General features: G+C 71.2%; 13 protein-coding genes. 4 read left to right on the forward strand and 9 right to left on the reverse strand.

Annotation, left to right across the window (positions count from 1 at the left end):
• Positions 1-566: 566 nt before the first annotated feature.
• The 4 genes from LCD35_RS14265 to rimO all read right to left on the reverse strand — a co-directional run bounded on the left by LCD35_RS14265 (position 567) and on the right by rimO (position 3,766).
• Positions 567-1,061 carry a helix-turn-helix domain-containing protein gene (locus LCD35_RS14265; RefSeq protein ID WP_224961170.1) on the reverse strand — a complete coding sequence of 165 codons (495 nt, stop codon included), beginning with the start codon at positions 1,059-1,061 and terminating at the stop codon, positions 567-569.
• Positions 1,062-1,251: 190 nt separating this feature from the next.
• Positions 1,252-1,716 (reverse strand): CinA family protein, encoded by a 465-nt coding sequence (locus LCD35_RS14270; RefSeq protein WP_225044320.1) that lies wholly within the window; start codon positions 1,714-1,716, stop codon positions 1,252-1,254.
• On the reverse strand, positions 1,713-2,330 hold the full coding sequence (pgsA, locus tag LCD35_RS14275) for a CDP-diacylglycerol--glycerol-3-phosphate 3-phosphatidyltransferase (RefSeq protein WP_224966780.1): 618 nt from the start codon (positions 2,328-2,330) through the stop codon (positions 1,713-1,715). The genes LCD35_RS14270 and pgsA overlap by 4 nt, the downstream gene beginning before the upstream one ends.
• Positions 2,327-3,766: a 30S ribosomal protein S12 methylthiotransferase RimO gene (gene rimO, locus LCD35_RS14280; RefSeq protein ID WP_225044321.1), complete on the reverse strand. Its 1,440-nt coding sequence runs from the start codon at positions 3,764-3,766 to the stop codon at positions 2,327-2,329. The genes pgsA and rimO overlap by 4 nt, the downstream gene beginning before the upstream one ends.
• A gap of 207 nt (positions 3,767-3,973) precedes the next feature.
• On the opposite strand from rimO, the gene LCD35_RS14285 reads away from it, so the two are divergent.
• A complete protein-coding gene (locus tag LCD35_RS14285) occupies positions 3,974-4,507 on the forward strand; it encodes an amino-acid N-acetyltransferase (RefSeq protein WP_224961162.1) in 534 nt (177 codons plus the stop codon).
• 6 nt (positions 4,508-4,513) lie between these two features.
• Here the strand turns inward: LCD35_RS14285 and LCD35_RS14290 are convergent, their stop codons facing one another.
• The 3 genes from LCD35_RS14290 to LCD35_RS14300 form a co-directional block, all read right to left on the reverse strand.
• Positions 4,514-4,843, reverse strand: a complete 330-nt coding sequence (locus LCD35_RS14290; RefSeq protein ID WP_225044322.1) for an RloB family protein — start codon at positions 4,841-4,843, stop codon at positions 4,514-4,516.
• Positions 4,840-6,153 (reverse strand): ATP/GTP-binding protein, encoded by a 1,314-nt coding sequence (locus LCD35_RS14295; protein WP_224961158.1) that lies wholly within the window; start codon positions 6,151-6,153, stop codon positions 4,840-4,842. The genes LCD35_RS14290 and LCD35_RS14295 overlap by 4 nt, the downstream gene beginning before the upstream one ends.
• A 113-nt stretch (positions 6,154-6,266) precedes the next feature.
• Positions 6,267-6,995, reverse strand: coding sequence for an alpha/beta fold hydrolase (locus LCD35_RS14300; protein ID WP_224966778.1), 729 nt, complete (start codon positions 6,993-6,995; stop codon positions 6,267-6,269).
• Positions 6,996-7,170: 175 nt separating this feature from the next.
• Here LCD35_RS14300 and LCD35_RS14305 point away from each other — a divergent pair, with 175 nt between their 5' ends.
• The gene (locus LCD35_RS14305) at positions 7,171-7,737 is read left to right on the forward strand and encodes a phospholipase (protein WP_224966777.1); all 567 of its coding nucleotides are present in this window, start codon (positions 7,171-7,173) and stop codon (positions 7,735-7,737) included.
• Positions 7,738-7,951: 214 nt separating this feature from the next.
• A complete protein-coding gene (locus LCD35_RS14310) occupies positions 7,952-9,166 on the forward strand; it encodes an alpha-hydroxy acid oxidase (protein WP_224961152.1) in 1,215 nt (404 codons plus the stop codon).
• A gap of 253 nt (positions 9,167-9,419) precedes the next feature.
• Here the strand turns inward: LCD35_RS14310 and LCD35_RS14315 are convergent, their stop codons facing one another.
• Both LCD35_RS14315 and LCD35_RS14320 read right to left on the reverse strand, forming a co-directional pair.
• Complete coding sequence (locus LCD35_RS14315) at positions 9,420-10,751, reverse strand: sialidase family protein (protein ID WP_224961150.1); 1,332 nt, start codon at positions 10,749-10,751, stop codon at positions 9,420-9,422.
• Positions 10,752-10,894: 143 nt separating this feature from the next.
• A complete protein-coding gene (locus tag LCD35_RS14320) occupies positions 10,895-13,381 on the reverse strand; it encodes a DNA translocase FtsK (RefSeq protein WP_225044323.1) in 2,487 nt (828 codons plus the stop codon).
• Between the two features lie 236 nt (positions 13,382-13,617).
• On the opposite strand from LCD35_RS14320, the gene LCD35_RS14325 reads away from it, so the two are divergent.
• Positions 13,618-14,361: a 1-acyl-sn-glycerol-3-phosphate acyltransferase gene (locus LCD35_RS14325; RefSeq protein WP_224959824.1), complete on the forward strand. Its 744-nt coding sequence runs from the start codon at positions 13,618-13,620 to the stop codon at positions 14,359-14,361.
• Positions 14,362-14,492 lie beyond the last annotated feature (131 nt).

The following is a 14,492-nucleotide window of genomic DNA, read 5'->3' on the forward strand; positions in this document are numbered from 1 at the left end:
TGTGGGGGGGGCGCTAGGGGGTAAATTTGGTTTGGGTTAAGTCCGTTTTTTGGGGGGGTTGGGGTTGGGTGGTCGGGGGGGGTGTGTTCGGGGGGTTTTATTGTTGGGGTGCCCCCCCGGGGGGGGGGGGGTTGGGGGTGTTTCGCCCCCCCCCCCCCACGCCATCAGGTACTTCCAGAACTTCACGAACGGATTGGCCATCTCCTCCGCCTGCCTTCTCTCCTGCCGGTGCTGCCCGTGCGCGTGTCGCGACCGCGGACCTCGACCCGATGCCCGAGGTCCGGCGCGTGCCGGTTCCAGCCGTGTCGTGTCCCATTCTCATGGTGCCGCCGAACCCATCGTGTCAGGGCACGGTGTCCGGTTCCACCAGGATGCGAAGATCTCCGGGATTTTCCCCCGGTGACCCCCGAGCGGTCACGCCATGATCGAACCAGCACCGCCGACCGGGCCCGCGCCCGGGTCGCGGCCGCGGTTCCACGCGGTCCACCCGATCAACGCACGAGGGCGCGAGGAGGTTCCGCCGCGCGCGGGGCGGTGGGGTGCACCACCCCGCGCGACCACGGATGTCAGGCGGCGACGACCACGCCACCGGAACTGCGCACCGGTGCGCTGATCCGCTGGCTGAGCACCGGCTGCAGGCGGTGCTCCTCGGTGAGGTCCTCGCTGGAGAGCTGCGCCTCGACGCCCGCGGTTTCGGCGTCGGCGAAGTCGGCACCGGACAGCTCGGTGTCGGCGAGGTCGGCACCCATCAGGCTCGGCACCAGGCGGCCACCGTCGAAGTCGGCGGCGCCGCGCTGTTCGACCATCGCCGGGGTGAGCACGGTGCCCGACCCGTCGAGGTCACCCGCGACCGTGACGAGCAGTTCGGGCAGCGGCAGGTCCAATGCACCGCAGATCGAGGCCAGCAGTTCGCTCGAAGCCTCCTTGCGTCCCCGCTCCACTTCCGAGAGGTAGCCGAGGCTCACCCGGGCGGCGCGCGAGACATCTCGCAGCGTACGAGATTGAGCGGTCCGGGCGCGGCGCAGCCTTTCACCGACTGCTTCCCGCAACAACACGGTCATCGCGCGCCTCCCTCCTTCGTCGCTTACATCGTGCGCTACGCGTCAACGCCCCCTACGTTACTCATCGCAACGCCGTCGCGAGAGCGATCATCCGCCAATCCGCCGAGGGCGAACGTTCTCGGCGCCACCACGCGTGCGCGGTTCGGCGACGATTCCGCAGCGCTGGGGCGCGCGGACACGTCCGGGACGTTCAACGCAGCACTGTCGTGAAGTGTTCCAACGCCACTCGAACGGCCGCCGCCCGCACTCCGGCGCGATCACCGGCGAGCTTGGTGGACAGCACGTTCGTCCCGTTCGGGCCGGCGAATCCGAGGTGCACGGTGCCGGGTTCCGCGCCGTCCTGCGGATCGGGTCCGGCGACTCCGGTGAGGCCGACGCCCCAGGTCGCGGCGCAGCGCTCGCGGGCGCCGGTGGCCAGCTGTTCGGCGACGGCGGGCTGCACGGCACCGCCGCGGGTCAGCAGTTCCGCGTCCACTCCGGCGAGCCGTTCCTTGAGGTCGGTGGCGTAGACGATCAGCCCGCCGCGCACCACGTCGCTGGCGCCGGGCACGTCGGTGAGCGTGACCGCGAGCAGGCCCGCGGTGAGCGATTCGGCGGTGGCGACGGTCTCCCCGCGGTCGCGGAGGAGGCCGAGGAGTTCGGCGGCGGCGTTCACGAGCCCGCGCCCCCGGTGCGCCTGCCCATTGCGCGCAGCCGCCAGGCCCGCACCGCGTAGTCGAGCCCGGTCACGACCGTGACCAGCACCGCGGCGCCCATGATGACCCAGCGCAGCGGGTCGATCAGCTCACCCAGCGGCAGCAGGTAGGCGACGATCGCGATGGCCTGCAGCAGCGTCTTGAGCTTGCCGCCGCGGCTGGCCGGGATCACGCCGTGCCGGATCACCCAGAACCGCAGCAGTGTGACGAACAGCTCACGTGCGATGATCAACAGCGTGACCCACCACGGCAGGTCGCCGACGAGGCTGAGCCCGACCAGGGCGGCTCCGGTCAGCGCCTTGTCCGCGATCGGGTCGGCGATCTTGCCGAAGTCGGTGATGAGGCCGCGCCTGCGGGCGAGCTCGCCGTCGATGCGGTCGGTGATGGCGGCGACGAGGAACACCGCCAGCGCCACCCAGCGCCACAGCGGCTGGTGGCCGTCCTCCCGCAGCAGCGCCACCAGGAACACCGGGACCAGCAGCAGCCGGGACACGGTGAGCACGTTGGCGATGTTGAGCAGCGGCACCGGACGGGTGTCGGGCCCCGCTCCCGAAGCCGCGCCGTCGGCGCTCATGTCGTCCCCCCGGACGGTTGCCGTTCGGCATCGCCGGTCGGGCGGACCACGAGATCCACGCCTTCGCTGCCGACCACTTCGCAGCGGAGCACGTCGCCGACGACGACGTTCCCAGGATCGACGACGAGGCATTCGCCGTCCACCTCGGGCCCCTGGTGCTCGGCGCGGCCCGCGCAGCCGTCCTCGTGATCGGCGCCGCGCTCGACCAGGACCCGCACCTGCTCGCCGATGCGGTCTTCGGCGCGCTGGTCGGTGAGCTCGTCGACGAGCGCGGACAGCTCGGTGACGCGTTCGGCGATGACGTCCTCGTCGAGCTTGCCGTCGAAGCCCTCGGCCTCGGTGCCGTCCTCGTCGGAGTAGCCGAACACGCCGACGGCGTCCAGCCGGGCCCTGGTGAGGAAGTCGCCCAGTTCCGCGTAGTCCTCCTCGGTCTCGCCGGGGAACCCGACGATCACGTTGCTGCGGATGCCCGCTTCGGGCGCGAGCTCCCGGATCTGCTCGATGAGCCCGAGGAAGGACTCGGTGGAGCCGAAGCGCCGCATCCGCCGCAGCACGGTCTCGCTGGCGTGCTGGAAGGACAGGTCGAAGTAGGGTGTGACGCCGGGCGTGGCGGCGATGGTGCGGACCAGCCCGGGACGGGTCTCGGCGGGCTGCAGGTAGGACACCCGCACCCGGTCGATGCCGTCGATCCCGGCGAGCCGCGGCAGCAGCGCCTCCAGGGCGCGCGGGTCGGCGAGGTCCTTGCCGTAGGAGGTGGAGTTCTCGCTGACCAGGAACAGCTCCCGCACGCCCTGGGTAGCCAGCCAGGCCGCCTCGCCGAGGATCTCGTCGGGCTTGCGGGACAGGAAGGAACCGCGGAAGGCGGGGATGGCGCAGAAGGTGCACCGCCGGTCGCAGCCGGAGGCGAGCTTGAGCGAGGCGACCGGCGCGTTGTCCAGCCTGCGCCTGCTCACCCGGGTGGAAGGCACCCAGCCGTGGCCCGGCACGGCGACCTCGGTGGCGGCGGCGGGCCGCGCGACCGGGGTGATCGGCAGCATGGTGCGGCGGTCCCGCGGCTGGTGCGAGGCGAGGGGCTTGCCCTCGATCACGTCGTCGAGCCGTTCGGCGAGCTGCCCGTAGTGGTCGAAGCCGAGCACGGCGTCGGCTTCCGGCATCTGCTCGGCGAGCTCCTGGCCGTAGCGCTCGGCCATGCAGCCGACGGCGACGACCTTCGCGCCGGTGTCGGAGGCGGCCAGCAGCGTGTCCACCGAGTCCTTCTTCGCGGATTCGACGAATCCGCAGGTGTTGACGACCACGACGTCCGCGGAGTCGGCGCCGTCGACGAGGTCCCACCCGTGCTCGTGCAGGGTTCCCGCGAGCTCTTCGGAATCGACTTCGTTGCGCGCGCAACCCAGAGTGACCATGGACACTCGGCGCGGTGTGGACCCTGCTGGCATGACCCGAGGTTAGCCGCCGGGTCCGGCGGCCCTGCGCCCGCGCCCGGCGAGCGGCCCGCAGGTCCGCTGAGCGCACCGGCGGGCGGCGGCCCGGGATCGGGTTCACGCCGGGTGATGACCTCGCCCCGCGGCGGGCCGGTGTGCGGTCGCGTTGCGTTCGTCGCGGAGCGTCGACCCGCGTGGCGCGGGAAAGGTAGCATTCCCGCCATGCATGACTATGCGACTGGGGCGATATCGATTCGGCGTGCTCGGGTCGACGACGTCCGGGGGATCAAGGCCCTGGTCGACTCGTACGCGGGCAAGGTACTGCTGGCCAAGGAACTCGTGACGCTCTACGAGCACGTCCAGGAGTTCTGGGTCGCCGAACTGGCCGGCGAGGCCGGGGCGCCCCGCCTGGTGGGCTGCGGGGCGCTGCACGTGCTGTGGGAGGACCTGGCCGAGATCCGCACCGTCGCCGTCGACCCGCTGGCCCGCGGCCGCGGCGTCGGCCACCAGGTCGTCGGCAGGCTCGTCGGCCTGGCGCGCGAGCTCGGGCTGGCCCGGGTCTTCGTGCTCACCTTCGAGACCTCGTTCTTCGGCCGCCACGGCTTCCGCCCGATCGACGGCGCCCCGGTCTCCCCCGACGTCTACGACGAGATGCGCCGCTCCGCCGACGAAGGCGTCGCCGAATTCCTCGACCTGCCCTACGTCAAGCCCAACACCCTCGGCAACACCCGGATGCTCCTCGAACTCCCCCGCTGACCCGGCTCAGCCGGGGCGCCCGTCCATCACGTCGACCAAGCGCCAGACCCCGCTGGACGGGTTCCGCTGGTGCTCGCACTCGTGCTCGCACCTGCGCTCCGCCCGCGCGCGGGCGTCCGCGAGGCCTTCCCGGTAGTCGTCGAAGGCGATCGACGCCTTCGCGTAGTGGCGCACGTGGCGCTTGAGCCTGCGCGCGGCCGCCGCGTAGTCGAGCAACGCGCCGTCGTACTCCTCGAAGTGCAGGAGCAGCCAGTACTCGATGCACGGGTTGGACACGGCCAGCCTGATCTTCGCCTTGGGCCGACGACGACCGCCCCTGTTCTCCCGGCGGGTCACCGGTCGACCCCGAACGCCTCCGCGAATCGCTCGGCCGCCGTGAACGGGACCGCGCCGTAACTGCCGTGCAGGTAGCGCCGTTCGTGGTTCTCGCCCTTGCGCGGTTTGAAGTCGGACAGCGCGTAGAGCGAGCTCCGCCCGGCGCGGTCCTTCTCCACGAACCACACCGAATCACGTGGGAGGGACTCCTCGTCGAGCATCGTGCCGAGCAGGCTCGTGTCGTGGGTGGTGAGGATCAGCTGGGCCTGGCGTGTGTTGATCCGCTCGTCGCGGAACAGTCCGATCAGCCGGGAGGTGAGCAACGGGTGCAGGCTGGTGTCGATCTCGTCGACGACGAGGGCGGAGCCGTCGTGGAGCGCGGACAGGACTACCGGCAGCAGCCCGACCCACTGCTGCGTGCCTTGCGATTCGTCTCGGAGCTCGAACAGCTCGCCGCCGCCTTCCGCGTGCGCGAACTTGAGCAGCATCTCCACATCCAGGCCGCGAGCCTCCAGTTCGGCAATGCGGGCTTTCAAGCGGTCCGCTTCCTCGGATTCGCCCGCTTCCTCGGCCCGCTTCGCGCGCCCGAGGTACGAATCGATCAGGCTGCGATCTTCGCGTCGCTCCACCTGGACATCCGCGATACCGAGGTCCGCCGCTCGGATCAGGTTCAACACCTGCTCCCTCGACGCGTCGTCGCGCTCCAGGAATCCGGCGAGTCGTCGAGCTCCGAACATCGCCGGGCGGCCCGCCGCGGATCGCCGGAAGCGCAAGGTGCGCACGAACCACCGGTGAACCGGCTGGACCTCCTCGAACCGGGACTGCCCTGCCACGGAGAGCAGCAGGGCGTTCTCCCTGGTCATCTCCTCCAGCACCTCGCGCTTGACCTTCGCCGTCCGGACGGTCGAGCCGAACTTCACCTCGCGACCTTCGCGTTCGAAGAGCACCCGGCGCCGGTTCTCCGGATACGAGTAGAGCCACTCCTCGCGCACGGCGGAGTCGTCCAGGACGAACCCGTAGGTGTAGCGGACGGACTCGATGAGCAGCTCGACGACGAAGGTCGAAGGTTCTGCTCGTAGCGCGGGGTCGAGCCGGAACGGTCGCCTCGGCACACCATCGTCACCGTCCGCGTCCCAGTGGCCGAAGGAATCCACCACTGCCGACCGCATGAACCGCAGCCCGTCCAGCAGGTTGGACTTGCCCGAGGCGTTGGCCCCGTAGATCGCCGCCACCGGCAGGACTTCGCGCGTCCTGTCGTAGGCAGGCATCAGCAGCAACTCCTGCTCCTCCGCGAACGAGCGGTGGTTGCCGAGCCGGAAGCTCCGGAGCATGGGACACCTTCCGAGGTCGAGCTTCGAGCATTCTCGTGCAAGTTAACCGCAAAGAACAGCCCGGAGGTACCTCGACGGGCGTGTCCGCGCCGACACCATCGGGCGGACCCGGGTCAGAAGAGGTCGGCGACGGCTTCGGTGGTCCTGTCGGCGTTCTCCAGCCAGAACTCGTGGGTGAGTTCGGACAGGCGGCGGACGTCCCAGCCGTGGCGGGCCAGGTCGGCGGCGAGGTCGGCGGGCACGACCGCTTCGCCTTCGCCGGAGAGGACGACGGTGCTGGGGACCTCCGGCGCGGCGGCCGGGAACGGGTGGTGGGCGATGTCCCGGTACACCGCGCTGATCATGCTCCGGTCGAAGCCCCGCTTCGCCCGCGCGGTGAGCTCCCGGGTGCGCGGGGTGTGCGCGGCCTCCGCGCGGCGCCGCTGGTCGCGGCGGCCCAGCGCGCTGATCAGCAGGCCGACCAGCGGCGCCGCCCAGAACAGCCGCGCCCGGAGCCCGCTCGTCGGCAGCGCCAGCCGGAACCCGGGATCCAGGTACAGCGCGTGCTTCGGCGCGAGCCGGCCGATCGCGCGCGGCACGATCGCCCCGCCCAGCGAGTGGCAGGCCAGCACGTCCAGCCCGGTGGGCAACGTGTCGACCAGGTCCGCGGCGAAGTCGTCGACCAGGTAGGAGGAACCCCGCGGGCTGTCGCCGTGGCCGCGCAGGTCCACCGCGATCACCGTGTGCCCGCTCGCCGCCAGCGGCGCGGCGAAGTCCTCCCACAGCGCCCCGGACTGGCCGAGCCCGTGCACCAGGCCGACCTCGCGCGGGCCGTCGCCGAACACCGTCGTGCTGAGCCGCACCGGTCCCCCTCCGCTCGTGGTGATCACCAGCCTAGCCGCGCCGGCCGGGCTGCTCCGGCCGTCGCGACATCCCCGGTTCACCTGCTGAAAACCCGATCAGTCCCGCGCGCACCGCGTGCAACCGCTATAACACTGGGTGATCTGTGCAGGCCCCACCCTGACCCGAGGAGACCTCGTGTTCCGTTCCGCACGAATCCGCCGCGGCCTCGTCGCTTCCGCTGCCGCGGGCGCCGTGCTGCTGCTGTCCGCAGGTACCGCGCACGCGGACCTGTCCGACGGCGAGCTGCGGCAGATCACCGACCAGTACCTGTTCGAGACCTCGCTGGACGACTTCGTCGACCTGCGGTCCGAGCAGCCGCACGCCGACCAGCTGGACTGGTCCTCGGACAGCTGTTCCTACTCGCCGGACGAGCCGCTGGGCTTCGACTTCTCCACCAGCTGCGACCGGCACGACTTCGGCTACCGCAACTACAAGGCGCAGGGCCGGTTCACCGACGACGGCCGGCTGCGCGTCGACGACAACTTCAAGGCGGACATGTACTCGGTCTGCGCCGACGACGGGCTGTGCAAGGCGGCCGCGAACGTCTACTACGCGGCGGTGCGCCAGTTCGGCGGCGCGGGCACCTCCACCGCGGACGCGGTCGAGCAGGCCGAGATCACCCCGGTGCAGGCCGACTCCGGGCGCGTCATCGGCTTCGAGGCGAAGACGCGCAGCGGCGAGCGGGTGCTGTTCCAGGCCTGATCGGCGGGTGGCCCGGGGACTGGTCGGCAAGCTGATCGAGGTTCGATCGGCGGTGCTGATCGAGGTTCGATCGGCGGTGCTGATCGAGGCCCGGGCGAGGAGCGGGCGCGGTCACCAGGTGGCCGCCCCCGCTCGTCTTCGGCGGTGCCTCCGGGCGCTGCCGCCGGATAGGGTCGGCCACGTCGATCACGACGACGTGGAAGGACGGTGCCCGATGGTGCGGCGGCAGATCCCCCGCTGGTCCGAGCTGCGCCCGCTGCTGCGGGTGGAGCCGCCGAAGCTGAACCCCACCGAGCGGCGGCTGTCGAACGCGCACACCATCGCGGACCTGCGCGCCATCGCGCGCCGCCGCACCCCGCGCGCGGTCTTCGACTACACCGACGGCGCCGCCGAGAGCGAGACGAGCCTGCGGCGGGCCCGGCGCGCGTTCCACGACGTCGAGTTCCACCCCTCCGTGCTCCGCGACGTGTCCACGGTGGACACGAGCACGACGGTGCTGGGCGAGCACTCCGCGCTGCCGTTCTCGCTGGCCCCGACCGGTTTCACCCGGATGATGAACCACGAGGGCGAGCCCGCGGTGGCGCGGGTCGCCGAGCGCGCGGGCATCCCGTACGCCCTGTCGACGATGGGCACCACCTCCGTCGAGGACCTCGCCGCCGCCGCGCCGCGCGCCCGCAAGTGGTTCCAGCTGTACGTGTGGCGGGACCGCGCGGCCAGCCGCGACCTGGTGCAGCGCGCGCAGGCCGCCGGGTACGAGGCGCTGATGCTCACCGTGGACACCGCGGTGGCGGGCGCGCGGCTGCGGGACGTGCGCAACGGGTTGACGATCCCGCCGTCGCTGACGGTGAAGACGATCGCGGACGGGGCGCTGCACCCGGCGTGGTGGCTCAACCTGCTCACCACCGAACCGCTGTCGTTCGCCTCCTTCCACCGCTGGGAGGGCACCGTCGCCGAGCTGATCAACGAGATGTTCGACCCCTCGTTGAGCTTCGCGGACGTCGAGTGGCTGCGGGAGGCGTGGGACGGACCGCTGGTCATCAAGGGCCTGCAGAACGCGGCCGACGCGGCGAAGGTCGTGGAGCTGGGCGCGGACGCGGTGGTGCTGTCCAACCACGGCGGCCGCCAGCTGGACCGGGCGCCGACGATGCTGGAGCTGCTGCCGCGGGTGCGGGAGGCCGTCGGGGACCGCGCGGAGATCCTGCTGGACACCGGGATCCTCAGCGGCGCGGACGTGGTCGCCGCGGTGGCGCGCGGCGCGGACTCCTGCCTGGTGGGGCGGGCCTACCTGTACGGCTTGATGGCCGGCGGGGAGCGCGGCGCGCAGCGCGCGGTGGACATCCTGCGCACCGAGGTGGAGCGCACGATGCGGCTGCTCGGCGTCACCTCGCTGGCCGAGCTGACCGAGTCCCACGCGACGCTGCGCACCTGATCGCAGCAGTGTTCCGGGTGGACGCGCCGCCCCTCGCCCCTGCGCTGCGGGAGTGTCGTTCTCCTGTCAGCGGCGAAGCCGCTGAACAGCGACCACCAAAGCAGCCGGACCACCCGCGGGTTCTCAGCGGTTCCCTCGCGAGGACAGCGTTTTCGCCTGTGGCGGAGCCACCGGTGAAAACGATCCCGCAGCGGGGGAACCGCTGAGGTTCCGCCACGCGCGCACCACGCAACAGGCGCGGATACCGGAGAACTCAGCGCCCGGGGCGCGGGTCGAGCGGGGTGCGGCCGGTGTCCGCGGTCGCCGCGTCGCCGTCGCCGTCGATGGGGCCGGTGCCGAAGAACGCCTCGCACGGCCCGCCGATGTACTTCTCGAAGTCCGTGACGACGTGGATCAGCGACTTCCCATCCTCGGTGGGGAGGACGGACGGGCTGAACCCGCGGCAGGTGCTGCCCTGGTTGTGGTCGATGTGCACCGGGGCGTCGATCTCGCGCCAGCCGGTGGACAGGTCGGACGGGTGGTCGTTGACCATCAGGGTGCGGCCGTTGCCGGGCGCCCAGCCGCCTTCGTCCCCGCCGAGCATCTGGTAGGCGAGGACGAGCCTGCCGTTCGGGTCGTCGCCCGGCGCCCAGGTGATCGTCGGCGTGCCGAGCGGCTGCCCACCCGTGTCCGAGACGATCTCGGTGCCGGGGTCGTAGGGGTCGCCCCAGTCCCAGCCGTCCGGCGAGGTCCGCATCCACACCGTGCAGGTGTGCACCGGGTCGAAGTTGCACATCTCGTAGGTCATCACGTACGTGCCGTCCGGCAATTGCCGAACGCCCGCCATGCCCGGCCGGACCCGGAATTCGTCCTGCTTGATCGCATCGCGTTCATCGGTCCAGGTGATGCCGTCCTTCGACCGGACCTGCACCATTTTCTGATCGTGCGCCGGGTCCATGTCGTCCGAGTAGAAGGCGACCAGATCGCCTTCCGCGGAGACGGTGAACTCCGGTTCCCAGATTCCCGGACCCGGCGGTTTCGCCACGACGTCGGACATGAAGGTCCAGTTCCGGCCGTGGTCGTCGCTGCGCCACAGCCGGACGCTGCTGGTGCGGTTCTCCTCGTCGTCGCCGACGCCCGCGGTGCCCGCCCACAGCAGGGTTCCCGCGGGCATGTCCCCGACCTGGCGGGGCAGCTCGTAGAGGGTCGAGCAGCACATGCCCTTGGCGTTCTCGCCCGCCGGGTCGCGGATCTCGCCGACGGGCTGGAAGGACTTCCCGTCATCGGTGCTCTCGTAGATCACCGCACGTCCGGCGTTGTCCACGTAGGTCGTCATGCTGGCCAGGACGCGGCCGTTCGCCAGGCCGCCGTTCTCCAGCCGGACCAGCCGCGGGTAGCTGCTGCCGCCCTGCCGGAACATCTCGCCCTTCGAGACGTCCATCGGCACCGGGTCGGTGGCCGGCGGGTCTGCCCAGGCGTTCGCCTGGTACCAGCCGGCGAGCAGCAGCACCGACAGCGCGGTGGCGGCACCGGCTCGTGCTTTCTTGCCGTTCATCGCGAACCCTTCGATCGAGGAGCGGCGCAGAACATATCCGACGGTGATCACGACGTGAACCCCGTTGGCACATTTCCACCACTCCCCTGAACGGCGGTGTCGTGCCGGTGAAAAGCACACGTCGGGACCATTTCGGAGAGGAAGATCACCGCTGGAACGACGACGGCCCCCCCGGAATTAGGCGGGCCCGTCGCTCACTCCTCGGAATCCGGTGGCGGTCCGCCACGAATCGAGTACAGCGCGTTTTCGAGTTCGTCGGGTTTCACGAGCACGTCGCGCGCCTTCGACCCCTCGGACGGCCCGACGACGTTGCGCGATTCGAGCAGGTCCATGAGCCGCCCGGCCTTGGCGAACCCGACGCGCAGCTTGCGCTGCAGCATGGAGGTGGACCCGAACTGGCTGGTGACGACGAGTTCCGTCGCCTGCAGCAGCACGTCGAGGTCGTCGCCGATGTCGGAGTCGACCTCCTTCTGCTCGCCCGGCTTCGCGGCGGTGACGCCGTCGGTGTAGTCCGGTTCGGCCTGCTCCTTGGTGTAGGAGACGACGCGGTGGATCTCCTCGTCGCTGACGAAGGAGCCCTGCACGCGCTGCGGCCGTCCGGCGCCCATCGGCAGGTACAGCGCGTCGCCCATGCCGATCAGCTTCTCCGCGCCGGGCTGGTCGAGGATGACCCGCGAGTCGGTGAGCGAGGACGTGGCGAACGCGAGCCGCGAGGGCACGTTCGTCTTGATCAGGCCGGTGACGACGTCCACCGAGGGCCGCTGGGTGGCCAGCACCAGGTGGATGCCCGCGGCGCGCGCCTTCTGCGTGATCCGCACGATCGCGTCCTCCACGTCGCGCGGCGCGGTCATCATCAGGTCGGCGAGCTCGTCGACGATGGCGAGGATGTACGGGTACGGCCGGTATTCGCGTTCGCTGCCGGGCGGGGCGGTGATGTCGCCGGAGCGGACCTTCGCGTTGAAATCGTCGATGTGGCGCACCCGGTTGGCCTGCATGTCCTGGTAGCGCTGTTCCATCTCGTCCACCAGCCAGCCGAGCGCGGCCGCGGCCTTCTTCGGCTGGGTGATGATGGGCGTGATCAGGTGCGGGATGCCCTCGTAGGGGGTGAGCTCGACCATCTTCGGGTCGATGAGGATCATCCGGACCTCTTGCGGCGTGGCCCGCGCCAGCAGCGACACCAGCATCGAGTTGACGAAGCTGGACTTGCCGGAGCCGGTGGAGCCCGCGCACAGCAGGTGCGGCATCTTGGCCAGGTTCGCGGTGACCATGTGGCCTTCGATGTCCTTGCCGAGGCCCATCACCAGCGGGTGCTGGTCGCCGGAGGCGGTGGTGGAGCGCAGCACGTCGCCGAGCCGCACCATATCCCGGTCGCTGTTGGGCACCTCGATGCCGACGGCGGACTTGCCGGGGATGGGCGCGAGCAGCCGCACGTTGTCGGTGGCGGCGGCGTAGGCGATGTTCTTGGTCAGCGCGGTGATCTTCTCGACCTTCACGCCGGGCCCGAGCTCGACCTCGTAGCGGGTGACGGTGGGCCCGCGGACGAAGCCGGTGACCTGCGCGTCGATGTTGAACTGCTCCAGGACCGCGGTGATGGCCTCGATCATGGAGTCGTTGGCCTTGCTGCGGGTCTTGGGCGCGTCGCCGCCGGTGAGCGCGTCCAGCGGCGGCAGCTTGTAGTCGCCTTCGACGGCGCGGCTGATGGTGAGCTTGCCGTTGTCGGCGGGCGGCTCTTCGGGTGCTTCGGCGGCGGCGGGGACTTCGGCGGCCTTCTTGCCGCGCGGTTTCGTGGGCGCTTCCTCGGGCACGTCGTCGAGGGACAGCTGCTCCATCTTCTTCGTCCCGCCCTTGCCCTTCTTCGGGGCGGCGGCGGTGTCCTCGTCGTCGACGGGCGTGGAGCTCTGGCGGCGGCGGGAGGGGCGGCGCAGCTTCACCGTCTCCGGCTGGACCTCTTCGGTGAGCGGTTCGCCGTCCTCGACGGGCCTGCCGAGCAGCTTGGTGCGGACGGTGGCGAGCGTGGTGTCGGTGAGCAGCATCAGCCCGAACAGGCCGACGAGCACCAGCACGGGCACCGCGACCCAGCCGGTGAGGCCCTGCGCGAGCGGCCCGCCCGCGAGGAACCCGAGCACTCCCCCGGCCTCCGGCCAGACCAGCCAGTCGCCGGGCGCGCCTTCGGCGATGTGCAGCACGCCGAGCGCGCTCCAGCCGAGCAGCACGGACCCGAGCACGACGCGCGGCCGCGCCTCCGGGTTGTGGTCGGTGCTCGCGAAGAACACCGCGACACCGGCGACGACGACCGGGAGCACCAGCACGGCGTCACCGATGACGAAGCGCAGCCCCCAGTCGAGCCACTGCCCGACGGGTCCGCCCGCGTGCCACCAGATCCCGGCGGCGGTGATGACGGCGGCGGCGAGCGCGATGATCGCGAGCCCGGTCCGGCCGTGCGCCGGATCGATGTCCTTGGCGCGGCTGAGCACACCGCCGACCCGGGGCTGGGTGCTCTTCTTCGCCGGGGCGCGGCGCGGCGCGTGGGTGGAGCCGCGCCCGCCTCCGCCGGAGGTGGTCTTGCGGCTCTTCGCACCCGTGGTGCCGCTTGAGCTTCGTCGTGAGCTCTGGGCCCGGCTCCTCGAACCTTGTTGTGACTGGTTCTTGCGCTGGGCACCGCTCGTGGTCCGGCCCGCCATGGGTCTCACGTTATCTCGACGGTGCCCCTCGCGTCACAAGCGGCACAGGGGTCACGCGGGCGATCTGCCTCGGATGTTCACGTCCCGCGCTCGTGCCGGTGGTGCTTGTGCGATCCTCTGTCGTCATGGTCGCCCAGCCCGTTGGCCCTCTGGAGCCGAGTCCTCGTGCCCCGCGCGCGTCCCCGCGGTCCCGGGCGCGCTCGTTCGCGCAGGCACCCCTGCTGTGGCGGGTGCTGCTGCGGATCGACCGGGCGCTGATCCTGCTGACGGGTCGCCTGCGGGTCACGGGCGACGTGCCGGACGAGCTGCGCGGCGGGCCGCTGCTGCTGGCGGCGAACCACATCGGCAACATCGACGCGCTGGTGCTGATGGCGGCGTGCGGGCGCAGGCGGCTGGCGCTGCGGTTCCTGGCGACGGGCGGCCTGTTCGACGCGCCGGTGCTGGGTCCGGTGCTGCGGCGCTGCGGGCACCTCCGCGCGAACCGCGGCAAGGCGAACGCGGCGGAGGCGCTGGACGACGTGGTGCGCTCCTTGGAGGAGGACCCGCGGCCGGTGCTGGTGTACCCGGAGGGCCGGTTGAGCCTGGAGCCCGGTCTGTGGCCGGAGCGCGGCAAGACCGGTGTGGCGCGGATGGCGCTGGCTTCGACGGCACCGGTGATCCCGGTCAGCCAGTGGGGTGCGCACGAGGCGATGTGCTACGGGATGCTGCGCATCGAGGGCTTCCGGGACGTGCGGGTGCTGCTGTCCTCCTGGTTCGCGGCGATCCGGCGGCGCCCGGTGCTGCGGGTGCACTTCGGCGACCCGGTGGACCTGAGCGACCTGTCCGCGCACCGGCCCGGTGACGCCCGCCGCGCCCGCGACCGCATCATGCGCGCGATCACCGCGGGCCTGGTCCCGCTGCGCGCGGACGAGCCGGACGTCCCGAGCCACGAGGACCCCACCCGCCCGATCACCGACCAGCGCAGCCCCTGGCGGCCGTGAGCCCTTCCCCACCGAATTCCGTTCAACTGGGAATGGACGCAATCGTGCGGATACGGGAAACCGCTGGTGGAATGCGAGTCCGCTGAGCAGACTGGCCCGATCGGCGATCCGCAGCGGACGCCGGAAACGGA

This window comes from Saccharopolyspora sp. 6V (assembly GCF_020176785.1).
In the GTDB taxonomy this organism is placed as follows: domain Bacteria; phylum Actinomycetota; class Actinomycetes; order Mycobacteriales; family Pseudonocardiaceae; genus Saccharopolyspora_C; species Saccharopolyspora_C gregorii.

Coding starts and splice junctions, on each gene's coding strand:
- rimO (WP_225044321.1), bottom strand. CDS start 3,766: ATGCCAGCAGGGTCCACACCGCGCCGAGTGTCCATGGTCACTCTGGGT.
- LCD35_RS14295 (WP_224961158.1), bottom strand. CDS start 6,153: ATGCTCCGGAGCTTCCGGCTCGGCAACCACCGCTCGTTCGCGGAGGAG.
- LCD35_RS14285 (WP_224961162.1), top strand. CDS start 3,974: ATGCATGACTATGCGACTGGGGCGATATCGATTCGGCGTGCTCGGGTC.
- pgsA (WP_224966780.1), bottom strand. CDS start 2,330: ATGAGCGCCGACGGCGCGGCTTCGGGAGCGGGGCCCGACACCCGTCCG.
- LCD35_RS14320 (WP_225044323.1), bottom strand. CDS start 13,381: ATGGCGGGCCGGACCACGAGCGGTGCCCAGCGCAAGAACCAGTCACAA.
- LCD35_RS14310 (WP_224961152.1), top strand. CDS start 7,952: ATGGTGCGGCGGCAGATCCCCCGCTGGTCCGAGCTGCGCCCGCTGCTG.
- LCD35_RS14265 (WP_224961170.1), bottom strand. CDS start 1,061: ATGACCGTGTTGTTGCGGGAAGCAGTCGGTGAAAGGCTGCGCCGCGCC.